The following is a 22,755-nucleotide window of genomic DNA, read 5'->3' on the forward strand; positions in this document are numbered from 1 at the left end:
TCCCCTAGGAATTCATCGCTTCGGCCAACTTCGCGAGTCGCGCGCGAACGGAGCCGTCGATCACTAAATCGTCTGTACGAATTACCGCACCACCCAGAATAGACTTATCTACCTGTGAGGACAGAATTACTTCACGACCTAGTTTAGTTTTCAGTGCCTGAGCAAGTTTTTCCTGCTGCTCATCCTGCAGTTCAAAGGCAGTCGTCACTTCGATATCCAGTGACTTCTCCTGATCTGCTTTCAGTTTTGCAAACTGAGTATTGATCTCTGGCAAAATTGCCAGACGCTTATTCTCAGCCAGCAAACGCAGGAAGTTCTTACCCGCTTCATCAGCTTCTTCACATAGGCCAATCATCAGATCAGCTTTCTGTGCATCTGTCAGTGCAGGGTTACCCAGTACACGCACTACGTTTTCATCTTCTGCTGCAGCAGCAGCCAGAGTCAGCGTAGCGGACCACTGATCGAGGTTACCCTTATCCATCGCATACTCAAAAGCAGCTTTGGTATAAGGCCGAGCGACAGTGTTGACTTCAGCCATCTTTAAACCTCGCTTTAAAGCTCAGCGGCCAGTTTTTCAACAAGCTGCGCGTGTGCCTTCTCATCGATAGAAGCTTCCAGTACTTTTTCAGCACCAGCTAATGCCAGAGTAGCTACCTGAGCGCGCAGTGCTTCGCGTGCCTGGTTAACTTCCTGCTCAAGTTCAGCTTCTTTAGCCGCTTTAACACGGTTAGCTTCTTCTAGAGCTTTCTCTTTAGCTTCATCAATAATCTGGTTAGCCCGCTTGTTGGCCTGTTCAATGATGGCAGCTGCTTCTTCTTTGCCTTTACGCATGTTTTCAGTGGCTTTTTCTTGAGCCAGCTGTAGATCACGCTCAGCACGGTCAGCAGCGTCCAGACCTTCAGCAATCTTCTTCTTACGCTCTGCAAGTGCTGCCGTAATTGGCGGCCACACATATTTCATGCAGAAAACAACGAAAATAAAGAATGCGATTGCCTGGCCAATAATGGTGATATTAATATTCACGCCATTACCTCTCGCGGTTGTTAATTAAGTAGGACTCGAGTGTCATTAAGTTACGAGTGGCTACTTATGCAACAGCGAACATCAGGTACATGCCCAGACCAACACCGATCATAGGTACAGCGTCAACCAGACCCATTACGATGAAGAACTGTGAACGTAGCAGTGGTACTAGTTCAGGCTGACGAGCAGCACCTTCCAAGAATTTACCACCCAGGTTACCGATACCTACAGCAGCACCGATTGCAGCAAGACCCATTAGAAGCGCAGCAGCCAGGAATACCAAAGCGTTAGCAATTTCCATCTGTTTTTCTCCACATTAAGTTTAAAAGTTTAAATTTAAATAAAAGTTATTAATCGTTTTCAATATGTACTTCAGTTCATGAACCACTCTTAGTGATCATCGTGTGCCATCGCAAGGTAAACGATTGTCAGCACCATAAAGATGAACGCCTGCAGAGTAATTACCAGAATATGGAAGATTGCCCATGGCACAGATAGTACCCACTGCGCCCAGAAAGGAAGCAGAGCAATCAGGATAAAGATCATTTCACCTGCGTACATGTTACCGAACAGTCGAAGCGCCAGGGAGATAGGCTTAGCCAGTAGGCCAACAACTTCCAGGAACAGGTTGAAAGGAATCATCCACTTACCCATTGGCTGAAGCGATAGCTCTGCCAGGAATCCACTTACACCTTTCTGTTTGATGCTGTAGTAGATAATCAGGAAGAATACGCTGAACGCCATGCCCAGTGTCGCATTCGGGTCAGTGGTTGGTACGATCTTCATGTAACCAATACCCATCTGAGCAGCCACGTATGGCACCCAATCGATTGGTACAAGGTCCATGAGGTTCATCAGGAAGATCCAGACGAAGATTGTCAGTGACAACGGAGCAATAACCGGGTTTTTGTGGTGGAAAATCCCCTTAACGTTATCGTCTACAAACTCAATGATTGTTTCGATAAAGTTCTGGGTGCCTCCAGGTACGCCGGAAGTAGCTTTTTTCGCTACGCTACGGAATAACCACAAAAACAAAATACCCAGGCCAACAGACCAAAGCATAGTATCCACATGAATTGCCCAAAAACCGAAGTCGCCAGGCATAATGACTTCACCATGAGACGGATCAGTATTCACAAAACGCCAAGATTCAGACGCTTCATGATAACCGAACGTGAGGTTAGTCAAGTGATGGGATATATACTCTGAGGATGTTACTGTGTCGCTACTAGCCATTCTCAGTTTCTCTCGTTCAAAGTTTCAGGAATCTTGTATTCAGGCCTATCTGAGCTACCCAATTAAGGATTTGCATCAAGATAAACGTGCCAAATAAGGAAAATGGATTCAGGGGTTGAATCGTTATAAATACGGCAGCAAAACCCACCGTCATTAAAGCCATTTTCCATATTTGGCTCATATACATTTCAGCTAATGCGCGCTTTGCACTTTGCCCGGCACTAAATCTTAGCGCCCGGTCAGCAAAATAGAGGGTTGGCAGAAGATAAATAGCCCCGCCAAGCAATGCAGAGTATGCCGTTTCCAGATCCACCAGTATCAAGCCAGCGGAGAAGATTAAGCATATAACTGCCTGAATCAGAAGGATTTTAAAGATCCGGCTGCGTGTTTTACGACTATGGGCTCCCTGTTTTAGGTTCCCCTTGCCCAATGTCATTGCAACACAACCTTAAATCTAAACCGTTCTGAAACTGTGCCCCAGTAAAGCGCACGCACCCTAAAATGCGTGCCGATTATATGAGCTTAGGGCCGCCGAAACAACAGGCAGTTTACCCATTTGCACTAATGTCGTATCAAGCATTGCCCTCGGTCACACTCTCTGCAGTGCCAAAGTAGTAACTACTCGAGCTATTTGAGCAGCTGTAAAATGCCGTCGAGCATCTCAGCATCATCGTAGTTGATCGTGATTTTACCTTTACCTTTGGCATTTTCACTAATCGATACTTTTGCCGAAAAGCGCTGTGATAACTCACCGGAGAGTACGTTTAAGCGCTCATTTGGTGCAGGCTTAGCCTTTTCTTCAGCCGGTTTATCACCCTGCTGAATTTTCTTAACCAGTGCTTCGGTCTGACGCACCGATAAGCCCTGACCCGCAATCTCCTGCGCCGCTTCAATTTGTTTGTCGTCTTCCAGTGAAAGCAGTGCCCGGGCATGGCCCATCTCCAGGTCACCGTACTCAAGCATTTTTTTCACTTCATCTGTTAAGTTCATCAGACGTAGCAGATTTGTTACAGCAGAGCGGGATTTACCCACGGCATCAGCGACTTCTTGCTGAGTCAGTTCAAACTCATCCTGCAGACGTTGCAAAGAGATCGCTTCTTCGATCGGATTAAGGTTTTCACGCTGGATATTCTCGATCAACGCCATGGCGATCGCAGCTTCGTCCGGTACATCCTTAACGATGGCCGGAATTTCCAGCAGATCCGCCATCTGAGTAGCACGCCAACGGCGCTCACCGGCAATAATTTCGTATCGATCCGAATCGATTGGGCGAACCACAATCGGTTGCATCACCCCCTGAGCACGAATCGAGTTGGATAACTCTTCCAGGGCCTGAGGCTCAATGTCACGACGCGGCTGGTAGCGGCCACGCTGGATCACATCGACAGGAAGCAACCGGTACCCATCCAGGGTCTCGGCCTCTTGCGTTGAAACTTTTTCTTCTACATCGCTAACGCTGGACAGCAGTGCATCCAGCCCTTTGCCTAAGCCACGCTTTTTAGCCATCGATTATGCTTCCTGTGAGGTCTCTTTTTCTTCTAATTTGGTACGACGAATCAGTTCACCGGCCAGGGCCAGATAGGCCACAGCACCGCGTGAATTTTTATCGTACAGCAGTGCTGGCAAACCATGGCTTGGAGCCTCTGCCAGACGCACATTACGCGGGATAACCGTGCGATATACCTTATCGCCAAAGTATTCGACCAGATGGGTTGAAACATCTTTGGTCAAACTCATCCGGGGATCGAACATGGTACGCAGAATACCTTCGATCTTCAGATTAGGATTCAGTCGTTTATTGATCTTTTCGATTGTTCCGATCAGTGCGGAGATACCTTCAAGAGCATAATACTCGCACTGCATAGGAATAATAACGCCCGCGGAGGATGCCAGCGCATTGACCGTTAACAGGTTCAGTGATGGCGGGTTATCGATCAGGACATAATCATATTCATCATCGACTTCCATCAGCGCCATTTTCAGTCTGAATTCACGACGGGGAATTTGCAGAAGCTCAACTTCCGCTGCGGTCAGATCACCGTTAGAGCCGATAATATCGTAACCGGCCGGGGTATCTTTGAGGATCGCCTCATGGATCTTAACTTTATCCGTCAGGACCTCATATACCGTATTTTCCAGGGTGTGCTTGTCTACACCGCTACCCATGCTGGCATTACCCTGTGGATCCAGATCCACCAGCAATACCCGTTTCTTTGTAGCGGCCAGTGAAGCAGCCAGATTGACGCAAGTAGTCGTTTTACCTACGCCTCCTTTCTGGTTTGTGATCGTCAGGATCTTTGCCACGCCTAGCGTCTCCCTAAAACTAGCAGGTGCCTTTCCCCTTCTGTCCCGGGAATATTCAACCGATGACAGATTTTAAGTTCATAACCATCAGGCAGTGCTGATAGTTCCTCTTCAGGATACAGCCCTTTCATTGCAAGAAAAACACCCTCTTGATGACAAAGCTGTTGCGTCCAGTTGATCATATCTTCCAAAGAGGCGAAAGCACGGGAGATCACCTGATCAAATGGCTCAAAATTACAGTTTTCAACACGCTCATTAACCACAGTCAGATTATTCAGACCTAATTCGCCTTTAACCTGAAGCTGGAAACGCGTTTTTTTACCGTTGCTATCCAGTGTCGTCACTGGTAGTTCCGGATAACAGATTGCAAGAGGTATACCAGGCAAACCCGGGCCACTTCCCACATCGATGATTCGCTTACCTTCGATGAAGGGCACTACGCTGAGGCTATCGATCAGATGGCGGTCTATCATCTCCATCGGGTTACGTACCGCAGTCAGGTTATAGGCTTTGTTCCATTTGATCAGCAGATTCAAATAACGGATTAACTGATCAATCTGGTGCTCAGATAGTGCCAAACCTAACTGAGAAATGCCCTGTTTGAGTGCAGCTTCCAACTGCTGCTCTGATACCTGCTGCATCAACTAGCCGCCTTATCCTGTTTTTTAGTGAGTTGCTGTTTTTTTAGATAGACCAACAGCAAAGAGATCGCCGCTGGGGTAATACCCTGTATTCGCGAAGCCTGAGCAATTGTAGCCGGGCGCACTTCCTGAAGTTTTGCTTTCAGTTCGTTAGATAAGCCACCGACCTTTTCATAATCGAAGTCTTCCGGTAACGGTGTATTTTCCTGACGGCGCATCTGTTCGATCTCATCTTTCTGACGGCTGATATAACCCTCATACTTGTTCTGGATCTCAACCTGCTCCGCTACCTGTTCATCACTGACACCTTCACCTTTGAGGTGTGCCAGATCGCTGTAAACCAGCTCCGGACGCTTCAACAAATCAGCAAGATTATATTCGCGGGTCAGTGGTGTTTTCAGTTTGGGTGCCAGCTCATCAGCTTCCGGTGTTTTTGGCAAAATCCAGGTGGATTTAAGGCGCTGCTGTTCCTGCTCGATCGCTTCGCGCTTATTACAGAAGGCCTGCCAGCGCTCTTCACCGACAAGCCCAAGCTCACGGCCCTTTTCAGTCAAACGCAGATCAGCGTTATCTTCACGAAGAATCAGACGATACTCTGCACGGCTGGTAAACATTCGGTACGGTTCCGATGTACCCAGTGTAATCAAGTCATCAACCAATACACCAATATAGGCTTCATCACGACGAGGGTACCACTGTGCTTTTTCCAGAGATCTAAGCGCGGCATTCGCACCCGCTAACAAGCCCTGTGCACCGGCTTCTTCATAACCTGTTGTGCCATTGATCTGGCCAGCAAAGAAGAGACCATTCATGTACTTGGTTTCTAGGGTATGTTTCAGATCCTGCGGATTGAAGAAATCATATTCAATCGCATAGCCTGGACGAACAATATGCGCATTCTCAAAACCACGAATCGACTGCACCGCAGCGAGCTGAATATCAAATGGCAAACTCGTCGATATACCATTCGGATAGAGCTCATGTGTTGTCAGACCTTCCGGTTCAACAAAGACCTGATGTTGGTCTTTGTCAGCAAAACGCATGATCTTATCTTCAATCGATGGACAGTAACGTGGGCCAACCCCTTCGATCACTCCGGTATACATAGGTGAGCGATCTAAGCCACTGCGAAGAATTTCATGTGTCCGTTCATTGGTATGGGTGATGTAACAGCTGATCTGTTGTGGATGATCAGTCAATTTACCCATATACGACATAACCGGTGTCGGGGTATCTCCTGGCTGTTCCTGCATGACACTGAAATCAACACTACGTGCATCAATCCGTGGAGGTGTACCGGTTTTAAGACGGTCGACACGGAAAGGCAGTTCTCTTAAACGATCTGCCAATGCAATAGAGGGCGGATCACCTGCCCTACCACCCGAGTGGTTTTCTAAACCAATATGGATAACACCACCGAGGAATGTACCTGCGGTTAGAACAACAGAATTAGCATGGAAACGAATGCCGGTTTGAGTAACCACACCTCTAACTGCTTCCCCTTCAGTAATCAGATCATCTGCTGACTGCTGGAATATATCCAGATTATCCTGGTTTTCCAGAATATGCCGAATAGCCGCTTTATAGAGGATTCGGTCTGCTTGCGCACGAGTTGCACGTACCGCAGGACCTTTTCTTGAATTAAGTGTTCTGAACTGAATACCACCTTTATCGGTAGCACGGGCCATTGCACCATCCAGTGCATCAATCTCTTTAACCAGATGGCTTTTTCCAATACCGCCAATGGCAGGGTTACAGGACATCTGTCCTAAGGTTTCAATGTTATGGGTTAACAATAACGTTTTAGCACCAATACGTGCAGAAGCTAAAGCTGCTTCTGTACCGGCATGGCCACCACCGATAACAATGACATCATAGCGGGTTGGAAAATCCACCGTTGTTCTACCTCTAAATGAATCTTGTCTGATGACAATGAAGATCTGATCTGAAAAGGGCGCTGATTATACCTTTACCTGATCAACTTAGAAATGATCATTTTTTATACAGATCTGTTTTCTTTCTTTATATAAAGAATAAATAAGATAAAGAATATATATGTTTTTTTATTTTAATGATTATATATGGTCAGCCAGTTTTCTGGTGATAACCATTTTTTTTTATTTAAAAACATGATGTTAGATGAATGATAACCCTTGGTTTATGGTGCATATAATGTATGCAAAACAGGCCTGTAACTTGTGCATAAACTGCCTGTTTATCAACAGCGCAAAGTACACACAAAGTTGTCCCAAGGATAACTAAGCTTACCTATACAGTTTATTCACAAGGCATGTGAGTAAATGGGATAGCTCTGAATTTAGTGAAGCAAGAAAGTTAATAGCACAAGTGGATGCACTATCTTTAACTTATTGATAATATTGATATACTTTGGCTTTTAAATAGATAATAAACATGATTTCCACAGATTGTTAATATAAACAAGTTAACAGAATTTTGTGGATAAGCTGATAATAAGTTTTGGTTTACTTGTTAGGAAAGTGAGATTTTTCTTTTCGATCAGTGGCTTGCATAGAAGGGCTGGTTTTCGAATGTGAAGTTAGTTCGAAGGCTAGACTGTACCTGCAGCTTATCGATTATCTAACTGTGCTTGATATCCAGGCTATTTAAGGTTTTATCGATATGTTTGATCCACTCTTCCGCTGAGTTTTTATCGCAGGTATGTTCATGTGCTTCAACTTGCTCTGGCTCTGAGCTATTAGCTATTGAATCAGCACCAGGAAGATCTTTAGAAATAATAGAAGGGGGAGCCGAACGGTCAGATAGAATGCCCGCTTCTTCGGGGGTGAGTGTGTGGTTACAGGCACCAGCGGCTACAGGCAAGATAAATAGAGGTACAGATATCAACAGGATGCGGTGTTTAGAAAGCATTAACAAACCTTAAACAATCGCTTCCTTGCGGAATATACAGTGTCGTAACTCTACGACTCTGTACACAATACCATAAGATCGTTACCGGTTTATTGATTAGCCTTACTACTTTGGGGCTATTTCCCGATACAGAACGAGCTGAAGATACGGCCCAGCAGATCATCCGGGGTGAATTCGCCGGTAATCTCATTCAGTGAATTCTGAGCCTGGCGGAGGTCTTCAGCTAAAAGTTCACCTGCACCATTATATTCCAGCTGATCAAGACCGGTTTGCAGAAGTTCATGGGCTCTTTCCAGAGCGTCCAGGTGACGGCGGCGGGCCATAAAGCCCCCTTCAGTTGTTGAGCTAAAGCCCATGGTCTCTTTCAGATGGTTACGAAGTAGATCTACCCCACTCTGTTCTTTTGCAGAAAGCGTTATGGTTGTGTGATCGTGGGCTTCGCGCTGGCCTATTGTTTCACCGCTCAGATCTGCTTTATTACGAATAACCGTTATTCGGCTGGATTCCGGAAGCTGATGGACAAACTCTGGCCATATCTGCTCTGGGTCATCGGTTTGTGTACTCTGACTATCAACCATCAAGAGAACACGATCTGCTTTGCGAATCTCTTCCCAGGCCCGATTAATACCGATTCGTTCTACTTCATCCGGCGCATCGCGCAAACCTGCCGTATCGATAATATGCAGCGGCATACCATCGATGTGAATATGTTCACGTAACACGTCACGTGTGGTGCCAGCGATATCGGTGACAATAGCTGTTTCACGACCGGCTAGCGCATTTAACAAGCTGGATTTACCCGCATTGGGGCGACCGGCAATAACCACGCTCATACCTTCACGAAGCAGACTGCCTTGTTTGGCTTCAGCCTGCACGGCTTCAACTTTCCCTAAGACGGATTTCAGGTCGCTAAGCACTTTCCCATCAGCGAGAAAGTCGATCTCCTCTTCAGGGAAATCGATAGCCGCTTCAACATAGATGCGCAGGTTAATCAGGGCTTCAACCAGTTCATGAATCCGTTTGGAGAATTCACCCTGCAGAGAACGAATGGCACAGCGGGCAGCCTGTTCAGATGAACTATCAATTAGATCTGCGATCGCCTCTGCCTGAGCAAGATCCAGCTTGTCATTTAGAAAGGCTCTTTCTGAAAACTCTCCTGGATTTGCCAGACGAGCGCCGAGTTCTTTGACCCTGTTCAGGATGAGGTCAACGATAACCGGACCACCGTGTCCCTGAAGTTCCAGAACATCTTCACCCGTAAAAGAGTTGGGCCCTGGAAAATACAGCGCAATTCCCTGATCTATTTCCTGATCATTGCTATCAAAGAATGGACCATAATAGGCATAGCGGGGTTTTAGTTCAGTTTTCAGAACCTGTGTTGAAATCGCTTTTGCCAGTGGGCCCGACACACGAACGATACCCACGCCACCTCGGCCGGGAGGTGTTGCTTGCGCAGTAATGGTGTCATTGTTGGTTAGTGTCATGGGCTTAGTTCCACTCGGCTTAAAAACGCTTCAAATTTTAACAGGTTCAACACAAACAGGCACAAAAAAGCCGCTATATAGATAGCGGCTTTTTTATTCCGATATTCCTTCTAAGCAGGAATGATCAGGAGTTCTCGATCTGTTTATTGATCACGTACTGCTGAGCGATCGACAGGATGTTGTTCACAACCCAGTACAGAGTCAGACCTGCAGGGAACCATAGGAAGAAGAATGTGAACATGATCGGCAGCATCTTCATGATTTTTGCCTGCATTGGGTCCGGAGGAGTCGGGTTCAGCATCTGCTGAATAAACATACTCACACCCATAATGATCGGCAGAATGAAGTACGGATCTTTAACCGAAAGGTCTGCCAGGTAGAGGAATTCCGCATGACGCAGATCTACTGATTCCATCAGTACCCAGTACAGAGCGATGAAGATCGGCATCTGAGCCAGAATAGGCAGACAGCCACCCAGCGGGTTGATCTTCTCTTTCTGGTAAAGCTTCATCATCTCCTGAGACATCTTCTGACGGTCATCACCGTACAGCTCTTTCAGGCGAGTCATCTCAGGACCAAATTTACGCATCTTCGCCATCGACTTAAATGCTTTCGCATTCAGGTGGAATAGCGCAGCTTTTACGACAATCGTAATACCGATGATGGCCAGACCCCAGTTACCTACCAGGCCATAGATCCACTTAAGCAGCATGTATAGTGGTGAAGCAATCCACCATAACCAGCCGTAGTCTACTGTTAGCGGCAAGTTTTCCTGTGCCAGCTCCATGATCTCCTGATCTTTAGGGCCTACGTAGAAGGTAGCGCTAACTTTTTTGTCTTCACCGGCATTAACCAGGAAGTCAGGAGAAAGGAAACCAACAATGTAGTTACCGTTCAGTTTACGAGACTGGTAGCTGTACTCAGCACCCGGCGCTGGAATCCATGCACTCAGGAAGTAATGCTGAGACATAGCAACATAACCGTCAGGGCTGGACTTCTTGAACTGACCATCGTCCATATCGTCGAAGTCGATTTTTTCGTATGGGTCTTCTGCAGTGGAGAATACACCACCCAGATAAGACTGCATGCCCATATCTGTAGACTGAGTTGGGTCATCACTACGGTCACGCTTGATCTGACCGAACAGATTACCTGCCCACTGTTGCTCAGACTGGTTATTTACGATGAATTCAAGATTGATCTCGTAAGAACCTTTAGTGAATGTATAGCGCTTAGTGATCTGAACACCCTGCTTATCAGTGAAAGTCAGATCAACAGCCAGTGTATCCTGATCACCCAGTAGGTATTCATTCTTTGTAACAGCATAAGTTGGACGACCTTCCGGGCTAGCATCCGGACCATTCTTACCAACCAGGCCACTTTGCGAAACATAAGTGCGGTTAGTGTTCTGCTTTAGCAGAACGAATGGCAGCTCAGATCCCAGAGCCGCTTTATACTGAGGCAGAGCGGCCTGGATAATATCACCACCTTTAGTGTCAATAATGATATCCAGAACATCTGTCTTAACAGTAATCAGCTGAGCCTGTTGAGCTTGCTCTGCAGTGCCTGGCACATCGCCAGTCTGAGCAGTATCTTCGGCTTTAGGGAGATCTGTTGCTACAGGTTGAGTGTCGTAGGCAGAAACCGAAGTTGTTGCCTGCTGAGCTTCAGGTTGCTGACCGTAGTCTTGGTTCCATTGCAGCACCAGCATGTAGCTGATTAAACATAGTGCCCCAATGAGAATAATACGCTGTACATCCATAGGTTAAGGACCAATCAGGTTTGCTTTAACTTTTTTGATTTGTTTTTCAGCCGGGACCAACTTTTCTTCATCAGCTTGTGAATCGCTTCGTTTTCCATCTCCCCGATCCCTTTACGGGCGAGTATGATGATATCCACTGATGGTAGAGAATGTTGATTCAGACGAAAGGATTCGCGAATGATACGACGAACGCGATTACGTTTCACCGCCTGACGAACATTTTTTTTAGAAATTACAAATCCAAGCCGGGGTTGGCCAAGATTATTTGGACGAGCAAGTATGAGGAGAGGCTGGTCTGGTACTTTCAGCTGAGCGTCATCAAAGACAAACTGAAAGTCCCTACCGGTTAACAGTCGTAACCGGCGGGGGAATCTGAATTCGGTCATTCAAATAAACCAGACCGTCTTGCCAGTCATTAAGCAGACAGGCGCTTACGGCCTTTAGCGCGACGACGGTTAATTACCTGACGGCCAGCTTTAGTAGCCATGCGGGCACGGAAGCCGTGTGTGCGCTTACGCTTAAGTACGCTTGGTTGAAATGTTCTTTTCATCGGTCAATCCTGCCAACGCGTTTGTTGATTAAACGTAGCTAATTAGCCACGCGGGAAAAAATAGAGGGCGAATTCTATTGAATTTGCTGGCCCTGTTCAATCTCTTTTTAAGATTAATTGCGCTTTTTTCGTATATTTATTGCGCTTTCTGCTAAATCTCTCGTAATAACCGCTGAAATCTCCCCTGTTGATGTTAGCTGTCCTTATAGATGTACCTATATATAAGTTGCAGCGACCGACATTGCGCCGAGAAAAAAGTTTGAATTCTTTATGACAAAAGCAGACCGTTTATGAGGGCTAAAAAATCCGTTTTTAAGGTTAATTTTTTAACCAGTCTGAAGGAATTTGTTATTAACTTGGTGAATTCTGTGGATAACTGTGCTTGTCCCACGAAATACGCTGTATTAAAGATTGTATAACTATATGGATAAAAAGTGGGTTAGTTGTGTCTTTCATGCAAAAAAGCTCTGAGTAAATTGCGTACAAGCCGCACCACTTCTGCACTTTCTCACTGTCATTATTTACCTTGATGTTTGAAAAAAAGCGCTTTGAGTTGTGGATAACTGATGTGGAAGACGTTAGAATTCTACAAATACTCTGAACCATTTCTTACGGCCCTCCTGCCGTTAGTTCGGGGCATGGAACCTATAACAATAACTGCAGGATAGAGAAGGGCTTCACCCCTATGTCGACGGAACTTTGGGCGCGTTGTTTACACAGCCTTCAGGATGAGTTTCCGGCTCAGCAATACAATACCTGGATCAGACCCCTACAGGTGTCTCCGGATAGTGCTGACCAATTGGTGTTGGTTGCGCCGAACCGCTTTGTCCGTGATTGGGTGAACGATAAATTTCTATCGCGTATTCGTCAGGTTGTTTGTGATGTAACCGGTGATATCTCAACCGAGGTGGCACTTGAGGTAGCAAATAACCGTGGCATGGCGCCCCGCCCTCGTCCGGCGGCTGCAAGTTATGCGCGTCGCCCTGCGCCTGCTCCGGTCAGTCAACCTGCTTTTGCTCCGGCCCCTGCAGTTGAGCCTGTTCCGGTTAATGAACCTGCTTCGGTTGCCGCCGCGGCACCTGCGCAAACGATCATTACCCCGGAAACGCTCCGCGAAGAGAGCTATCAGCAACCGGTAGCGCAACAGATCGTCACTCCGACTCAGGAGAGTATTCCTTCTCAGATTCAGATGCCGATGCATATGCCGCCATCGGATATTATCCCTACGCCTCCTCCAGCACCGATGCCGGAACCGATTGAGCGTACGGTTAATGTGGAAGGTAGTCTGCGAACACACCAATCCAACCTGAACCAGTCATTTACCTTCGAAAGTTTCGTCCAGGGTAAGTCCAATCAGCTAGCACTGGCAGCTGCGCGTCAGGTTGGTGATAACCCAGGTGTTTCCTACAACCCACTCTTTATATACGGTGGGGTTGGCTTGGGTAAAACCCACTTGATGCATGCGGTGGGTAACGAGATGTTGAAGCGTAATCCGAATGCCAAAATTGTTTATCTGCATTCCGAACGTTTCGTAGCTGACATGGTTAAGGCCCTGCAGCTTAACGCAATCAATGATTTTAAGCGTTACTACCGCTCCGTTGATGCGCTATTAATTGATGATATCCAGTTTTTCGCCGGTAAAGAACGTTCCCAGGAAGAGTTCTTCCACACCTTTAATGCGTTGCTTGAAGGTGGTCAGCAGATGATTCTGACCAGTGACCGTTATCCAAAAGAGATCAATGGTGTTGAAGAGCGCCTTAAATCCCGCTTTGGTTGGGGACTAACGGTCGCGATTGAGCCGCCTGAACTGGAAACCCGTGTCGCTATTTTGATGAAGAAAGCGGATGAGGCGCGTGTACGCTTGCCTGATGATGCTGCTTTCTTCCTGGCACAAAAAATTCGCTCCAATGTTCGTGAGCTGGAAGGCGCATTAAAACGCGTTATTGCTAACGCTCACTTCACGGGTAGCGCGATTACAACTCCATTTATTAAAGAATCTCTTAAAGACCTGCTGGCTTTGCAGGATAAACAGGTTAGTATTGATAATATTCAAAGAGTTGTAGCTGATTACTATAAGATTAAGGTTTCTGATCTGCTGTCAAAACGACGCAGTCGTTCCGTTGCCAGACCGCGCCAGGTTGCGATGAGTTTGTCTAAGGAACTGACCAACCACAGCTTGCCGGAAATTGGCAATGCATTTGGTGGTCGAGATCACACAACCGTGCTCCACGCTTGCCGTAAGATTAAGGAGCTACGTGAAAGTGATACGGATATCAGAGAAGATTATCAGAATTTACTACGCCATCTGACGGCGTAATCAATCCGGCCATTACTGGACCGGCCATTTAAAAGGTAGGTGGGGAAACGATGAAATTTGTCATCTCACGTGAAGCGTTGATCAAACCGTTGCAGTTGGTTGCCGGTGTGGTTGAGCGCCGCCAGACATTGCCAGTGCTATCCAACATTTTGTTGGTCGCTGAAGGGGATCAACTGTCGATGACCGGTACAGACCTTGAGGTCGAATTGGTCGGGCGTGTGACACTGGATGAGCCAGCTGAAGCCGGTTCTGTAACAGTGCCAGCACGTAAGTTGATGGATATCTGTAAATCGCTGCCGGATTCAGCCCGTATCGAGCTGACGTTAACTGGCCAGAAGATGGTGATTAAAGCGGGTCGAAGCCGTTTTACTCTGTCTACTCTGCCTGCAGCCGAGTTCCCGAACGTGGAAGACAGCCCAGAGACACTGGAACTGTCCATGGTTCAGCACCAGTTGCGTAACCTGATCGATAAAACCGGTTTCTCGATGGCGCAGCAGGATGTTCGTTACTATCTGAACGGTATGTTGCTTGAGATTGCTAACGGGCAGCTTCGCTCTGTTTCGACAGATGGCCACCGTCTGGCAACCAGCGTAACGGATGTTGAAGCTGAAGACGGTATGCAGCATCAGATCATCGTACCGCGTAAAGGTATCCTTGAGCTGGCGCGCCTTCTACAGAATGGTGAAGAGGAACTGCGCCTGGTTATCGGTGCCAGCCATATTCGTGCTCATGTAGGTGACTTTACTTTCACCTCTAAGCTGGTTGATGGCAAGTTCCCGGATTATGAGCGTGTTATTCCGAAAAATGGCGACAAGATTCTCCTGAGTGATCGTATGGAATTGCGCCAGGTTCTGAGTCGTATCGCGATTCTGTCGAACGAAAAATACCGTGGCGTTCGCTTGTCCCTGTCTAGCGGATACCTTCAGGTAATGGCAAACAACCCGGAACAGGAAGAAGCGGAAGAGACACTGGCAGTGGATTACGAAGGTGAAACGCTGGAAGTTGGCTTTAACGTTAATTATCTGCTGGATTGCTTGTCGATCCTGAACTCCGACGTGGTTCGCCTGACCCTGTCTGACTCTAACTCCAGTGCGCTGGTAGAAGGGTTCGATGAAGAAGGTAGCGTTTACGTTGTCATGCCAATGCGTATGTAATCGAAAGGTATTTCGGAAACAGGGGGCTTACTGAGCCCCCTGTTTTGTATATAGGCCAAGGGCCCTGAATGTCGATCTCCAATCTCCAGATTAAAAACCTCCGCAATATCAGCTCAATCAGTTTTGCGCCCTCCTCTGCTATCAACATTATCTGCGGTGAAAACGGCAGTGGTAAAACCAGTATCCTTGAAGCGATCAACGTATTAGGTCTGACCCGCTCGTTTCGTACCAATAAAGCCCGTCACCTGGTCCAGACTGAACAAGCTTCAACCGTCGTGTTTGCCTCAATTGACCCTATGGCTCAGGGGTTCAAACAATCCCTCGGCGTAGAACGCCCTGTCGAGGGCGAAGCACGGATCCGTTTTGAAGGCGGAGATATTGATCTGTCGACCCTGGCAGAGCTGATTCCACTGCAGGTTATTAACTCAGATACCTTCATGTTATTGGAGGGATCCCCCGCCGTTCGACGCCAATTTCTCGACTGGGGCGTGTTTCATGCGGATAAAGCGTTTATTCAGCTCTGGAGAGGCTTCAGAAGAGTATTAAAACAGCGTAATACCCTGCTGAAATGTGGTAAGATTGACAATCAGTTACGTCAGGTTTGGGATCGTGAGTTTATCGCTTTTTCAGACCAGCTAACCCGTCTGCGAATTGAGTATCTTAAGCTGCTGAAACCGGAGTTTGATAAGGTGGTTTCGCAACTGCTTGGGGATATGGATGTACAGTTGGGTTTTAGCTATGGCTGGGATAAAAAACGCCAGCTTGATGAAGTGCTTGCCAGCAATTTTGAGCGCGACCTTCGTCAGGGCTTTACCGGCAGTGGTCCACAACGAGCGGATATAAAACTCAAAGTGGATGGCCACAATGCGGCAGAACGTTTATCCCGCGGCCAGAAGAAATTAGTTGTTAGTGCGTTGAAGCTGGCTCAGGGAGCTCTGTTTCAGCGTATGAACGGTCGACCTTGTATCTATCTGATCGATGACCTCCCTTCGGAGCTCGACAGTGCGCACGGCGAGTTGTTCTGTAAAGTGTTAGAGCAAAGCTCTAACCAGTGTTTTATAACTTGTGTGGATGACAGTTCGCTTAACGCGTTTTGGCATTCGCAAACGGATATAGCCACTTTTCGTATCGCAGACGGTGACATTGCAGCACCCATGTAACGAAAAAGTTAGGAGAGTTGGATGAGCGGCGAAGATAATCAAGATTATGATTCCTCGAGTATTAAGGTACTAAAAGGCCTTGATGCAGTAAGGAAACGCCCGGGCATGTACATTGGTGATACAGACGACGGTACAGGTCTGCACCATATGGTGTTTGAGGTCGTGGATAACTCGATCGACGAAGCCCTGGCGGGTCACTGTAGTGAAATCAAAGTGATTATCCATCCGGATGAGAGTATTACGGTTATGGATAATGGCCGTGGTATCCCAACTGATATCCACCCAGAAGAAGGTGTATCCGCTGCCGAAGTTATCATGACGGTACTGCACGCCGGCGGTAAGTTTGACGATAACAGCTATAAGGTATCAGGCGGCCTGCACGGTGTAGGTGTATCGGTAGTAAACGCCCTTTCCGTTAAGCTGAAGATGACCATTCGACGTAATGGTCAGGTTCATGAGCAGGTATACAGACACGGTGAGCCTGAAGCACCGCTATCTGTTGTCGGTGAAACAGAAACCAGCGGTACTATGGTTCGTTTCTGGCCATCTGAAGAGACGTTCTCAAACGTTTCCTTCAAGTTTGATATTCTGGCTAAACGCCTGCGTGAGCTGTCTTTCCTTAACTCCGGTGTACGTATTGTTCTTAAAGATGAGCGTACAGCCGTCGAAGAAGTTTTCGAGTATGAAGGTGGCCTGGGTGCGTTTGTTGAGTACCTGAACACCAACAAAACAACGGTTAACAAACTTTTCCATTTCACGGCTGAGCATGAAGCTTCTGGCGTTGCGGTAGAAGTTGCGATGCAGTGGAACGATAGCTTCCAGGAAAGTATCCACTCCTTCACCAACAATATTCCACAGCGTGATGGAGGTACTCACCTTTCTGGTTTCCGTGCAGCGCTAACGCGTTCTCTTAATAACTACATTGAGAGCGAAAGCCTGAACAAAGGCGGCAAGATCAGCACTACGGGTGATGATAGCCGTGAAGGTCTGACCGCAATCATCTCGGTTAAAGTACCTGATCCTAAGTTCTCCTCTCAGACCAAAGATAAGCTGGTCTCTTCTGAGGTGAAGTCTGCCGTTGAGCAAACCATGGGTGAACGTCTTGCTGAATACCTGCAGGAAAATCCACAGGAAGCTAAAGCGGTTGTTTCAAAAATGATCGATGCTGCACGTGCCCGTGAAGCCGCACGTAAAGCCCGTGAAATGACCCGTCGTAAAGGTGCCCTCGATATTGCCGGACTGCCAGGTAAACTGGCTGACTGCCAGGAGAAAGACCCAGCGCTTTCTGAAATCTACCTGGTGGAGGGTGACTCTGCGGGCGGATCGGCTAAACAGGGCCGTGCACGTAAGACTCAGGCCATCCTGCCGCTAAAAGGTAAGATCCTAAACGTAGAGAAAGCTCGCTTTGATAAGATGCTTAGCTCTGCGGAGGTTGGCACACTGATCACTGCCCTTGGTTGTGGTATCGGTCGTGAAGAGTACAACCCGGATAAACTGCGTTACCACCACATCATCATCATGACCGATGCCGACGTGGATGGATCACACATCCGTACCCTGCTACTGACATTCTTCTTCCGTCAGATGCCAGAACTGATCGAGCGTGGTTACGTGTATATCGCTCAGCCACCGCTGTATAAGATCAAAAAAGGTAAGCAGGAACAGTATCTGAAAGACGATGAAGCACTGGATTCTTACCTGCTGCAAGGTGCACTGGATGGTACAACACTTCACGTAAATGCAGATGCGCCGGGTATTGGTGGCGAGAAGCTTCAGGAGCTGGTTTACCAGTATCGTGCAGTGATCCGCACCATCAACCGTATGTCCCGTGTATACCCATATGCAATGCTGAAATCCCTGCTGGATACCGCAGCATTCCCAAGTGAGAACATGGCCGATCAGGCGGCAGTGGCAGACTGGTGTGACCAGTTTGACGATGCGTTGGCGGGCTTCTCTGATAAAGCGGTTAGCTATCAGTGTCTGGTTGAAGAAGATAAAGAGCACAGTAACTTCGTTGCTAAAGTGGTGATGCAGCAGCATGGTGTAGCTCATGACTATGTTCTGAACGAAGAGTTCTTTGCTTCACGTGAATACACTGAGATGGCGAAGATGGCTGAGACATTGTCAGGTTTACTGGAAGATGGTGCTTACCTGCAGCGTGGTGAACGGACTAAAGAAGTCACAGACTTTGAAGAAGGTCTGAACTGGTTGCTGGATCTGTCCCGTCGCGGTCACTACATTCAGCGATACAAAGGATTGGGTGAGATGAACCCAGAGCAGCTTTGGGAAACCACCATGGACCCAGACTCGCGTCGTATGCTTCAGGTGACTATTGAAGATGCGATTGCTGCGGACCAGCTGTTCACAACCCTGATGGGCGATGAAGTAGAACCGCGCCGTAACTTTATTGAATCCAATGCACTTCAGGTCGCTAACCTGGACGTTTAATTTCTTTTAGAATCAAAAGCATACAAAAAGCAGCCTTAGGGCTGCTTTTTTAGTTATGGGCGATTTAAATTTCGTCTTGGGCTGTAGAGTTTATGATCGACAACGTAAAAGCCGTTGTTTAACCACTTGGTTACTTGCTGCCTAACCACGCCATTGGCTTTGGCAAATTCGCTTCGATTACCGCCATAATAAACAGCGATATATAAGCCCAGTGGATAACTGGATGCCTGTTCAGAACCATATTCAGCCATTAGCCTGTCTACCGTTTTACCCGCTTCTCCTAATAGAGTGAGTAACTTACCCCTATCTGAGATTGACTTTACCATGGCTGTTTACGAGCGAATATTCACAAAATTTTATCAGCGGTGGTTAAATTTTCAGTCGTTCTTTTGTCCTTAAGCGGCCAGTTCGTTTCGCACAATCTCTGCCCCTGCACGTAGTGCATTGAGCTTGCCTCTGGCAACATCACGGGAAAGTGGTGCCATGCCGCAATTGGTGCATGGGTAAAGTTTGTCTGCATCAACATACTTCAGCGCACCACGCAGTGTTTCAGCGACCTCTTCGGGTGTCTCGATGGTCTCAGCGGTGACATCAATCGCGCCGACCATCACTTTTTTGCCGCGAATTAGCTCTAGAACTTCCAGCGGTACGCGGCCGTTATGACACTCTAAGGAGATGATATCGATATTAGATTTTTGCAGCGATGGGAATGTCTCTTCGTATTGTCGCCATTCCGAGCCAAGGGTCTTTTTCCAATCGGTATTGGCTTTGATGCCGTAGCCATAGCAAATATGCACAGCGGTTTCGCATTTAAGCCCTTCGATGGCTCTCTCTAAACAGGCGATACCCCACTCATTGACCTCTTCAAAAAAGACGTTAAAGGCGGGCTCATCAAACTGGATAATATCCATGCCCGCCGCTTCAAGCTCTTTGGCCTCTTCGTTGAGCGCTATAGCAAATTCCCAGGCCAGATCTTTTCGGCTTTTGTAGTGATCATCGTAAAGGGTATCGACCATGGTCATCGGCCCTGGCAGTGCCCATTTAATCGGTTGATCCGTCTGTTGGCGTAAGAATTTAGCATCTTCAACAAACACGGCTTTTTTTCGACTAACGGGACCCACCACGGTCGGTACGTTGGCATCGTAACGGTTACGGATTCTAACCGTTTTGCATTTTTCAAAATCCACACCGCTGAGGTTTTCAATAAATGTGGTTACAAAGTGCTGACGGGTTTGTTCGCCGTCACTGACGATATCAATCCCGGCGTTGCCTTGCTCCTGGAGTGTTACGAGCAGAGCATCTTGTTTGCCTGAGGTTAGTTCGGCACCTTCCAATTTCCAGGGTGACCAAAGTTTCTCAGGTTCTGCTAGCCAGGACGGTTTAGGCAAGCTGCCGGCTGTGGAAGTAGGTAATAACTTTTTCATAACGTCTTCTGTTTCTATACTGGCTTAAGATTAGGCGTAGCTGGATGACCACTTTTTGAGTAGTTCGCCGTAGGGCTTAATGAAATGCTCTTCTGCCCATTTGCCCTGCTCTACCGCTAAACGGCTGCGCTCTTCCCGGTCGTATACAACCTGTGTCAAAGAGTAATCTTGGTGTCTAAGGCTCGGTTTGAAGACCTCGCCTGCAAACGCATTGGCGTTATAAATTTCAGGACGATAGATCTTTTGGAAGGTTTCCATCGTGCTTAGCGTACTGATGAGCTCAAGATTGGTGTAATCATTCAGTAGGTCGCCATAAAAGTAGAAGGCATAAGGCGCAACACTGTTTGGCGGCATAAAGTAACGCACCTCCATACCCATCTTTTTAAAGTACTGTTCGGTCAGCGAAGGCTCATTGGGTTCGTATTCAGTGCCTAAAACCGGATGAGTGTTCGCAGTACGATAATAGGTTTTGTTATCCGAAACGCTTAGGCAGATAACAGGTAGTTTATTGAAGTTTTGTTGGTAAGCGTCCGAACTCACAAAATCCTTAAACATATTACCGTGCAGTTCACCGTAGTTTTCCGGTACGCTGAATTGATCTTTACCTTTGTTATGGTTCAGGAGCAGAACACTGAAATCATAATCACGAACGTAGGAAGAGAAGTTGTTGCCGACGATACCTTCAATACGTTGGTTGGTTTTGTGATCGACAATATATGTTTTCAGAATCTCAATGGTGGGAAAGTTATCCCCAGTGCCTTCCACATCGATATCAACATGCACGATTTCCAGCTCAACCGAGTAGCGATCATTATTTGGGTTATCCCAGGTTGCCAAGGTGTTAAAGCTGTTATCGATCATCTTAATAGCTTTTCTGAGGTTTTCCCGGCGCTGTTCGCCACGTGCCAGGTTGGCAAAGTTAGTGGTAAGACGGGTATTGTTTGATGGCTCATAGTTTTCATCGAAACGAATACGCTTAACTGTGTATGCAAATCCTTTACTCATGAGACCGATATCCTAAAAAGTCAGAGTGTTAATTACCGAGTTAACGTTTTAAGACTGTGCTGAGATCGACCATTGGGTTCAGCTCTCATTGCTTCCTATCTATAACGTTAAGCATTGCATGCAGTTATACGCCGCTATTCATATGAAAAAAAATGATACCTTTTCATTGTTCAATTATATTTATTCATGGGTGTGGGGTTATTCAGGAAAGAGATGCCAAAAAGAGCTGAACAGGCTGCAGTGGAAGTGAGATTATCGGTGCTGATTTAGCCGTGAATTTGATACTGCAGGAAAGCCAGCAGGGATTACGCTGTTTGCTTGCTGGTACCGTAGATGACTTCGATGCGTGAAAGATTAGGAAAAATCTTTCACTTTAGGCTGCTGGTAAGTGCGTGCCATCTCCATAAAGGCGTTGAGATATTCGATATCGGTGTCACCATTACGGGTGCCTAAGAAGATCTGTTTGTTGATACCCTTCTCTCCCAGGCGTACCACAGCTAAAGGTAGTTTTGCGCAGTACTCTTCTGACAGCCAGCGGGGTAATGCCGCTACACCACGCCCGCAGGCCACCATTTGCAGTAATATCTCGGTTGTTTCAAAGACTTTATGTGATTTGGGCACAACCCCACCCGGGTTGAGAAACTGAGCGTAAATATCCAGGCGGCTTGTTTCTACCGGGTAGGTCAGCAATACCTGGTCGCGGAGGTCTTCAGGCCGGATAAATTCACACGAGGCTAAGGGGTGGCTCTTCGCCACGACCAGAACCTGTTCATAATCAAAAACTGGCTGGAAGGTTAAACCGCTTTTATAAAATGGGTCGGGCGTGACTAGCAGGTCAATCTCATAATCAAGCATCGCCCCTACGCCACCAAACTTGAATTTCTGTTTCACGTCGACATCGACATCGGGCCAGGCCTCTAAAAAAGGTGCGACGATGTTCAGTAACCATTGATAGCAAGGGTGGCACTCCATACCGACCCGTAAGGTTCCTCGCTCACCTTTTGAGATCTGTTTCAGCTTGCCTTCTGCATGATCAAGCAAGGGTAAAACGCGGTTCGCAATATTCAGAAGATACCGTCCAGCTTCGGTTAGTCGTAAGCTTCGACCTTCACGGAGCCATATTTCGGTTCCAAGATTATCTTCGAGTTTACGGATGGTATGACTCAGTGCAGATTGTGTGACGCAAAGTTCTTTGGCTGCGGCAGTGAGCGATCCGTATTCTTCTACGGCATGAACAACTCTGAGATGAATACGTTCAATCATAAGATTCTTGAGCAAGACTAGGTGATTCGTGAAGATATACCAACCGAACTTGATGTCACAAGGATATTTAGCTTTTCCCGCTTAATCTTATGATC

22 protein-coding genes are annotated in these 22,755 nt (G+C 47.1%); 4 read left to right on the plus strand and 18 right to left on the minus strand.

What is annotated here, in order from left to right:
• Positions 1–4 precede the first annotated feature (4 nt).
• From MED92_RS10785 to rpmH, 14 genes are all read right to left on the minus strand, one after another.
• Positions 5–538 carry a F0F1 ATP synthase subunit delta gene (locus tag MED92_RS10785; RefSeq protein ID WP_007021574.1) on the minus strand — a complete coding sequence of 178 codons (534 nt, stop codon included), beginning with the start codon at positions 536–538 and terminating at the stop codon, positions 5–7.
• Between the two features lie 14 nt (positions 539–552).
• Positions 553–1,023, minus strand: a complete 471-nt coding sequence (locus tag MED92_RS10790) for a F0F1 ATP synthase subunit B (protein WP_007021575.1) — start codon at positions 1,021–1,023, stop codon at positions 553–555.
• A gap of 64 nt (positions 1,024–1,087) precedes the next feature.
• The gene (atpE, locus tag MED92_RS10795; RefSeq protein ID WP_007021576.1) at positions 1,088–1,324 is read right to left on the minus strand and encodes a F0F1 ATP synthase subunit C; all 237 of its coding nucleotides are present in this window, start codon (positions 1,322–1,324) and stop codon (positions 1,088–1,090) included.
• Positions 1,325–1,413: 89 nt separating this feature from the next.
• The gene (gene atpB / locus MED92_RS10800) at positions 1,414–2,259 is read right to left on the minus strand and encodes a F0F1 ATP synthase subunit A (RefSeq protein WP_007021577.1); all 846 of its coding nucleotides are present in this window, start codon (positions 2,257–2,259) and stop codon (positions 1,414–1,416) included.
• Positions 2,260–2,275: 16 nt separating this feature from the next.
• On the minus strand, positions 2,276–2,695 hold the full coding sequence (locus tag MED92_RS10805) for an ATP synthase subunit I (RefSeq protein WP_007021578.1): 420 nt from the start codon (positions 2,693–2,695) through the stop codon (positions 2,276–2,278).
• 191 nt (positions 2,696–2,886) lie between these two features.
• Positions 2,887–3,765 carry a ParB/RepB/Spo0J family partition protein gene (locus tag MED92_RS10810; RefSeq protein WP_007021579.1) on the minus strand — a complete coding sequence of 293 codons (879 nt, stop codon included), beginning with the start codon at positions 3,763–3,765 and terminating at the stop codon, positions 2,887–2,889.
• Between the two features lie 3 nt (positions 3,766–3,768).
• Positions 3,769–4,563: a ParA family protein gene (locus MED92_RS10815; RefSeq protein ID WP_007021580.1), complete on the minus strand. Its 795-nt coding sequence runs from the start codon at positions 4,561–4,563 to the stop codon at positions 3,769–3,771.
• A gap of 2 nt (positions 4,564–4,565) precedes the next feature.
• Entirely contained in the window at positions 4,566–5,204 is a 639-nt protein-coding gene (gene rsmG / locus MED92_RS10820; RefSeq protein ID WP_007021581.1) for a 16S rRNA (guanine(527)-N(7))-methyltransferase RsmG, read from the minus strand.
• Positions 5,204–7,099 carry a tRNA uridine-5-carboxymethylaminomethyl(34) synthesis enzyme MnmG gene (gene mnmG, locus MED92_RS10825; protein ID WP_007021582.1) on the minus strand — a complete coding sequence of 632 codons (1,896 nt, stop codon included), beginning with the start codon at positions 7,097–7,099 and terminating at the stop codon, positions 5,204–5,206. Before mnmG ends, rsmG begins: the two co-directional genes overlap by 1 nt.
• Positions 7,100–7,802: 703 nt before the next feature.
• Positions 7,803–8,093, minus strand: coding sequence for a hypothetical protein (locus MED92_RS10830; protein ID WP_007021583.1), 291 nt, complete (start codon positions 8,091–8,093; stop codon positions 7,803–7,805).
• 116 nt (positions 8,094–8,209) lie between these two features.
• A complete protein-coding gene (mnmE, locus tag MED92_RS10835) occupies positions 8,210–9,577 on the minus strand; it encodes a tRNA uridine-5-carboxymethylaminomethyl(34) synthesis GTPase MnmE (RefSeq protein WP_007021584.1) in 1,368 nt (455 codons plus the stop codon).
• 124 nt (positions 9,578–9,701) lie between these two features.
• A complete protein-coding gene (yidC, locus tag MED92_RS10840; protein ID WP_007021585.1) occupies positions 9,702–11,339 on the minus strand; it encodes a membrane protein insertase YidC in 1,638 nt (545 codons plus the stop codon).
• A 14-nt stretch (positions 11,340–11,353) separates the two neighbouring features.
• Positions 11,354–11,725 (minus strand): ribonuclease P protein component, encoded by a 372-nt coding sequence (gene rnpA, locus MED92_RS10845; RefSeq protein WP_007021586.1) that lies wholly within the window; start codon positions 11,723–11,725, stop codon positions 11,354–11,356.
• 29 nt (positions 11,726–11,754) lie between these two features.
• Positions 11,755–11,889 (minus strand): 50S ribosomal protein L34, encoded by a 135-nt coding sequence (gene rpmH / locus MED92_RS10850; RefSeq protein WP_007021587.1) that lies wholly within the window; start codon positions 11,887–11,889, stop codon positions 11,755–11,757.
• A 685-nt stretch (positions 11,890–12,574) separates the two neighbouring features.
• On the opposite strand from rpmH, the gene dnaA reads away from it, so the two are divergent.
• The 4 genes from dnaA to gyrB all read left to right on the plus strand — a co-directional run bounded on the left by dnaA (position 12,575) and on the right by gyrB (position 18,968).
• Entirely contained in the window at positions 12,575–14,206 is a 1,632-nt protein-coding gene (dnaA, locus tag MED92_RS10855) for a chromosomal replication initiator protein DnaA (RefSeq protein WP_007021588.1), read from the plus strand.
• 50 nt (positions 14,207–14,256) lie between these two features.
• On the plus strand, positions 14,257–15,360 hold the full coding sequence (gene dnaN / locus MED92_RS10860; RefSeq protein ID WP_007021589.1) for a DNA polymerase III subunit beta: 1,104 nt from the start codon (positions 14,257–14,259) through the stop codon (positions 15,358–15,360).
• Positions 15,361–15,428: 68 nt separating this feature from the next.
• Complete coding sequence (recF, locus tag MED92_RS10865; RefSeq protein ID WP_007021590.1) at positions 15,429–16,520, plus strand: DNA replication/repair protein RecF; 1,092 nt, start codon at positions 15,429–15,431, stop codon at positions 16,518–16,520.
• A gap of 21 nt (positions 16,521–16,541) precedes the next feature.
• On the plus strand, positions 16,542–18,968 hold the full coding sequence (gene gyrB / locus MED92_RS10870) for a DNA topoisomerase (ATP-hydrolyzing) subunit B (RefSeq protein WP_007021591.1): 2,427 nt from the start codon (positions 16,542–16,544) through the stop codon (positions 18,966–18,968).
• A 53-nt stretch (positions 18,969–19,021) separates the two neighbouring features.
• Here gyrB and MED92_RS10875 read toward each other — a convergent pair whose 3' ends face one another.
• The 4 genes from MED92_RS10875 to MED92_RS10890 all read right to left on the minus strand — a co-directional run bounded on the left by MED92_RS10875 (position 19,022) and on the right by MED92_RS10890 (position 22,660).
• Positions 19,022–19,294, minus strand: coding sequence for a hypothetical protein (locus MED92_RS10875; RefSeq protein ID WP_202899562.1), 273 nt, complete (start codon positions 19,292–19,294; stop codon positions 19,022–19,024).
• Between the two features lie 69 nt (positions 19,295–19,363).
• Positions 19,364–20,392 carry a methionine synthase gene (locus MED92_RS10880; protein ID WP_007021593.1) on the minus strand — a complete coding sequence of 343 codons (1,029 nt, stop codon included), beginning with the start codon at positions 20,390–20,392 and terminating at the stop codon, positions 19,364–19,366.
• Between the two features lie 30 nt (positions 20,393–20,422).
• Entirely contained in the window at positions 20,423–21,397 is a 975-nt protein-coding gene (locus tag MED92_RS10885) for a DUF1852 domain-containing protein (RefSeq protein ID WP_007021594.1), read from the minus strand.
• Between the two features lie 354 nt (positions 21,398–21,751).
• Positions 21,752–22,660, minus strand: a complete 909-nt coding sequence (locus MED92_RS10890; RefSeq protein WP_007021595.1) for a LysR family transcriptional regulator — start codon at positions 22,658–22,660, stop codon at positions 21,752–21,754.
• Positions 22,661–22,755 lie beyond the last annotated feature (95 nt).

This window comes from Neptuniibacter caesariensis (assembly GCF_000153345.1).
In the GTDB taxonomy this organism is placed as follows: Bacteria; Pseudomonadota; Gammaproteobacteria; order Pseudomonadales; family Balneatricaceae; genus Neptuniibacter; species Neptuniibacter caesariensis.

What these genes read in the sequence shown, in the direction of transcription:
- MED92_RS10785 (WP_007021574.1), bottom strand. Translation starts at nt 538, where the DNA reads ATGGCTGAAGTCAACACTGTCGCTCGGCCTTATACCAAAGCTGCTTTT.
- atpE (WP_007021576.1), bottom strand. Translation starts at nt 1,324, where the DNA reads ATGGAAATTGCTAACGCTTTGGTATTCCTGGCTGCTGCGCTTCTAATG.
- atpB (WP_007021577.1), bottom strand. Translation starts at nt 2,259, where the DNA reads ATGGCTAGTAGCGACACAGTAACATCCTCAGAGTATATATCCCATCAC.
- MED92_RS10805 (WP_007021578.1), bottom strand. Translation starts at nt 2,695, where the DNA reads ATGACATTGGGCAAGGGGAACCTAAAACAGGGAGCCCATAGTCGTAAA.
- MED92_RS10810 (WP_007021579.1), bottom strand. Translation starts at nt 3,765, where the DNA reads ATGGCTAAAAAGCGTGGCTTAGGCAAAGGGCTGGATGCACTGCTGTCC.
- rsmG (WP_007021581.1), bottom strand. Translation starts at nt 5,204, where the DNA reads ATGCAGCAGGTATCAGAGCAGCAGTTGGAAGCTGCACTCAAACAGGGC.
- MED92_RS10830 (WP_007021583.1), bottom strand. Translation starts at nt 8,093, where the DNA reads ATGCTTTCTAAACACCGCATCCTGTTGATATCTGTACCTCTATTTATC.
- mnmE (WP_007021584.1), bottom strand. Translation starts at nt 9,577, where the DNA reads ATGACACTAACCAACAATGACACCATTACTGCGCAAGCAACACCTCCC.
- yidC (WP_007021585.1), bottom strand. Translation starts at nt 11,339, where the DNA reads ATGGATGTACAGCGTATTATTCTCATTGGGGCACTATGTTTAATCAGC.
- rnpA (WP_007021586.1), bottom strand. Translation starts at nt 11,725, where the DNA reads ATGACCGAATTCAGATTCCCCCGCCGGTTACGACTGTTAACCGGTAGG.
- rpmH (WP_007021587.1), bottom strand. Translation starts at nt 11,889, where the DNA reads ATGAAAAGAACATTTCAACCAAGCGTACTTAAGCGTAAGCGCACACAC.
- dnaA (WP_007021588.1), top strand. Translation starts at nt 12,575, where the DNA reads ATGTCGACGGAACTTTGGGCGCGTTGTTTACACAGCCTTCAGGATGAG.
- dnaN (WP_007021589.1), top strand. Translation starts at nt 14,257, where the DNA reads ATGAAATTTGTCATCTCACGTGAAGCGTTGATCAAACCGTTGCAGTTG.
- recF (WP_007021590.1), top strand. Translation starts at nt 15,429, where the DNA reads ATGTCGATCTCCAATCTCCAGATTAAAAACCTCCGCAATATCAGCTCA.
- gyrB (WP_007021591.1), top strand. Translation starts at nt 16,542, where the DNA reads ATGAGCGGCGAAGATAATCAAGATTATGATTCCTCGAGTATTAAGGTA.
- MED92_RS10875 (WP_202899562.1), bottom strand. Translation starts at nt 19,294, where the DNA reads ATGGTAAAGTCAATCTCAGATAGGGGTAAGTTACTCACTCTATTAGGA.
- MED92_RS10880 (WP_007021593.1), bottom strand. Translation starts at nt 20,392, where the DNA reads ATGAAAAAGTTATTACCTACTTCCACAGCCGGCAGCTTGCCTAAACCG.
- MED92_RS10885 (WP_007021594.1), bottom strand. Translation starts at nt 21,397, where the DNA reads ATGAGTAAAGGATTTGCATACACAGTTAAGCGTATTCGTTTCGATGAA.
- MED92_RS10890 (WP_007021595.1), bottom strand. Translation starts at nt 22,660, where the DNA reads ATGATTGAACGTATTCATCTCAGAGTTGTTCATGCCGTAGAAGAATAC.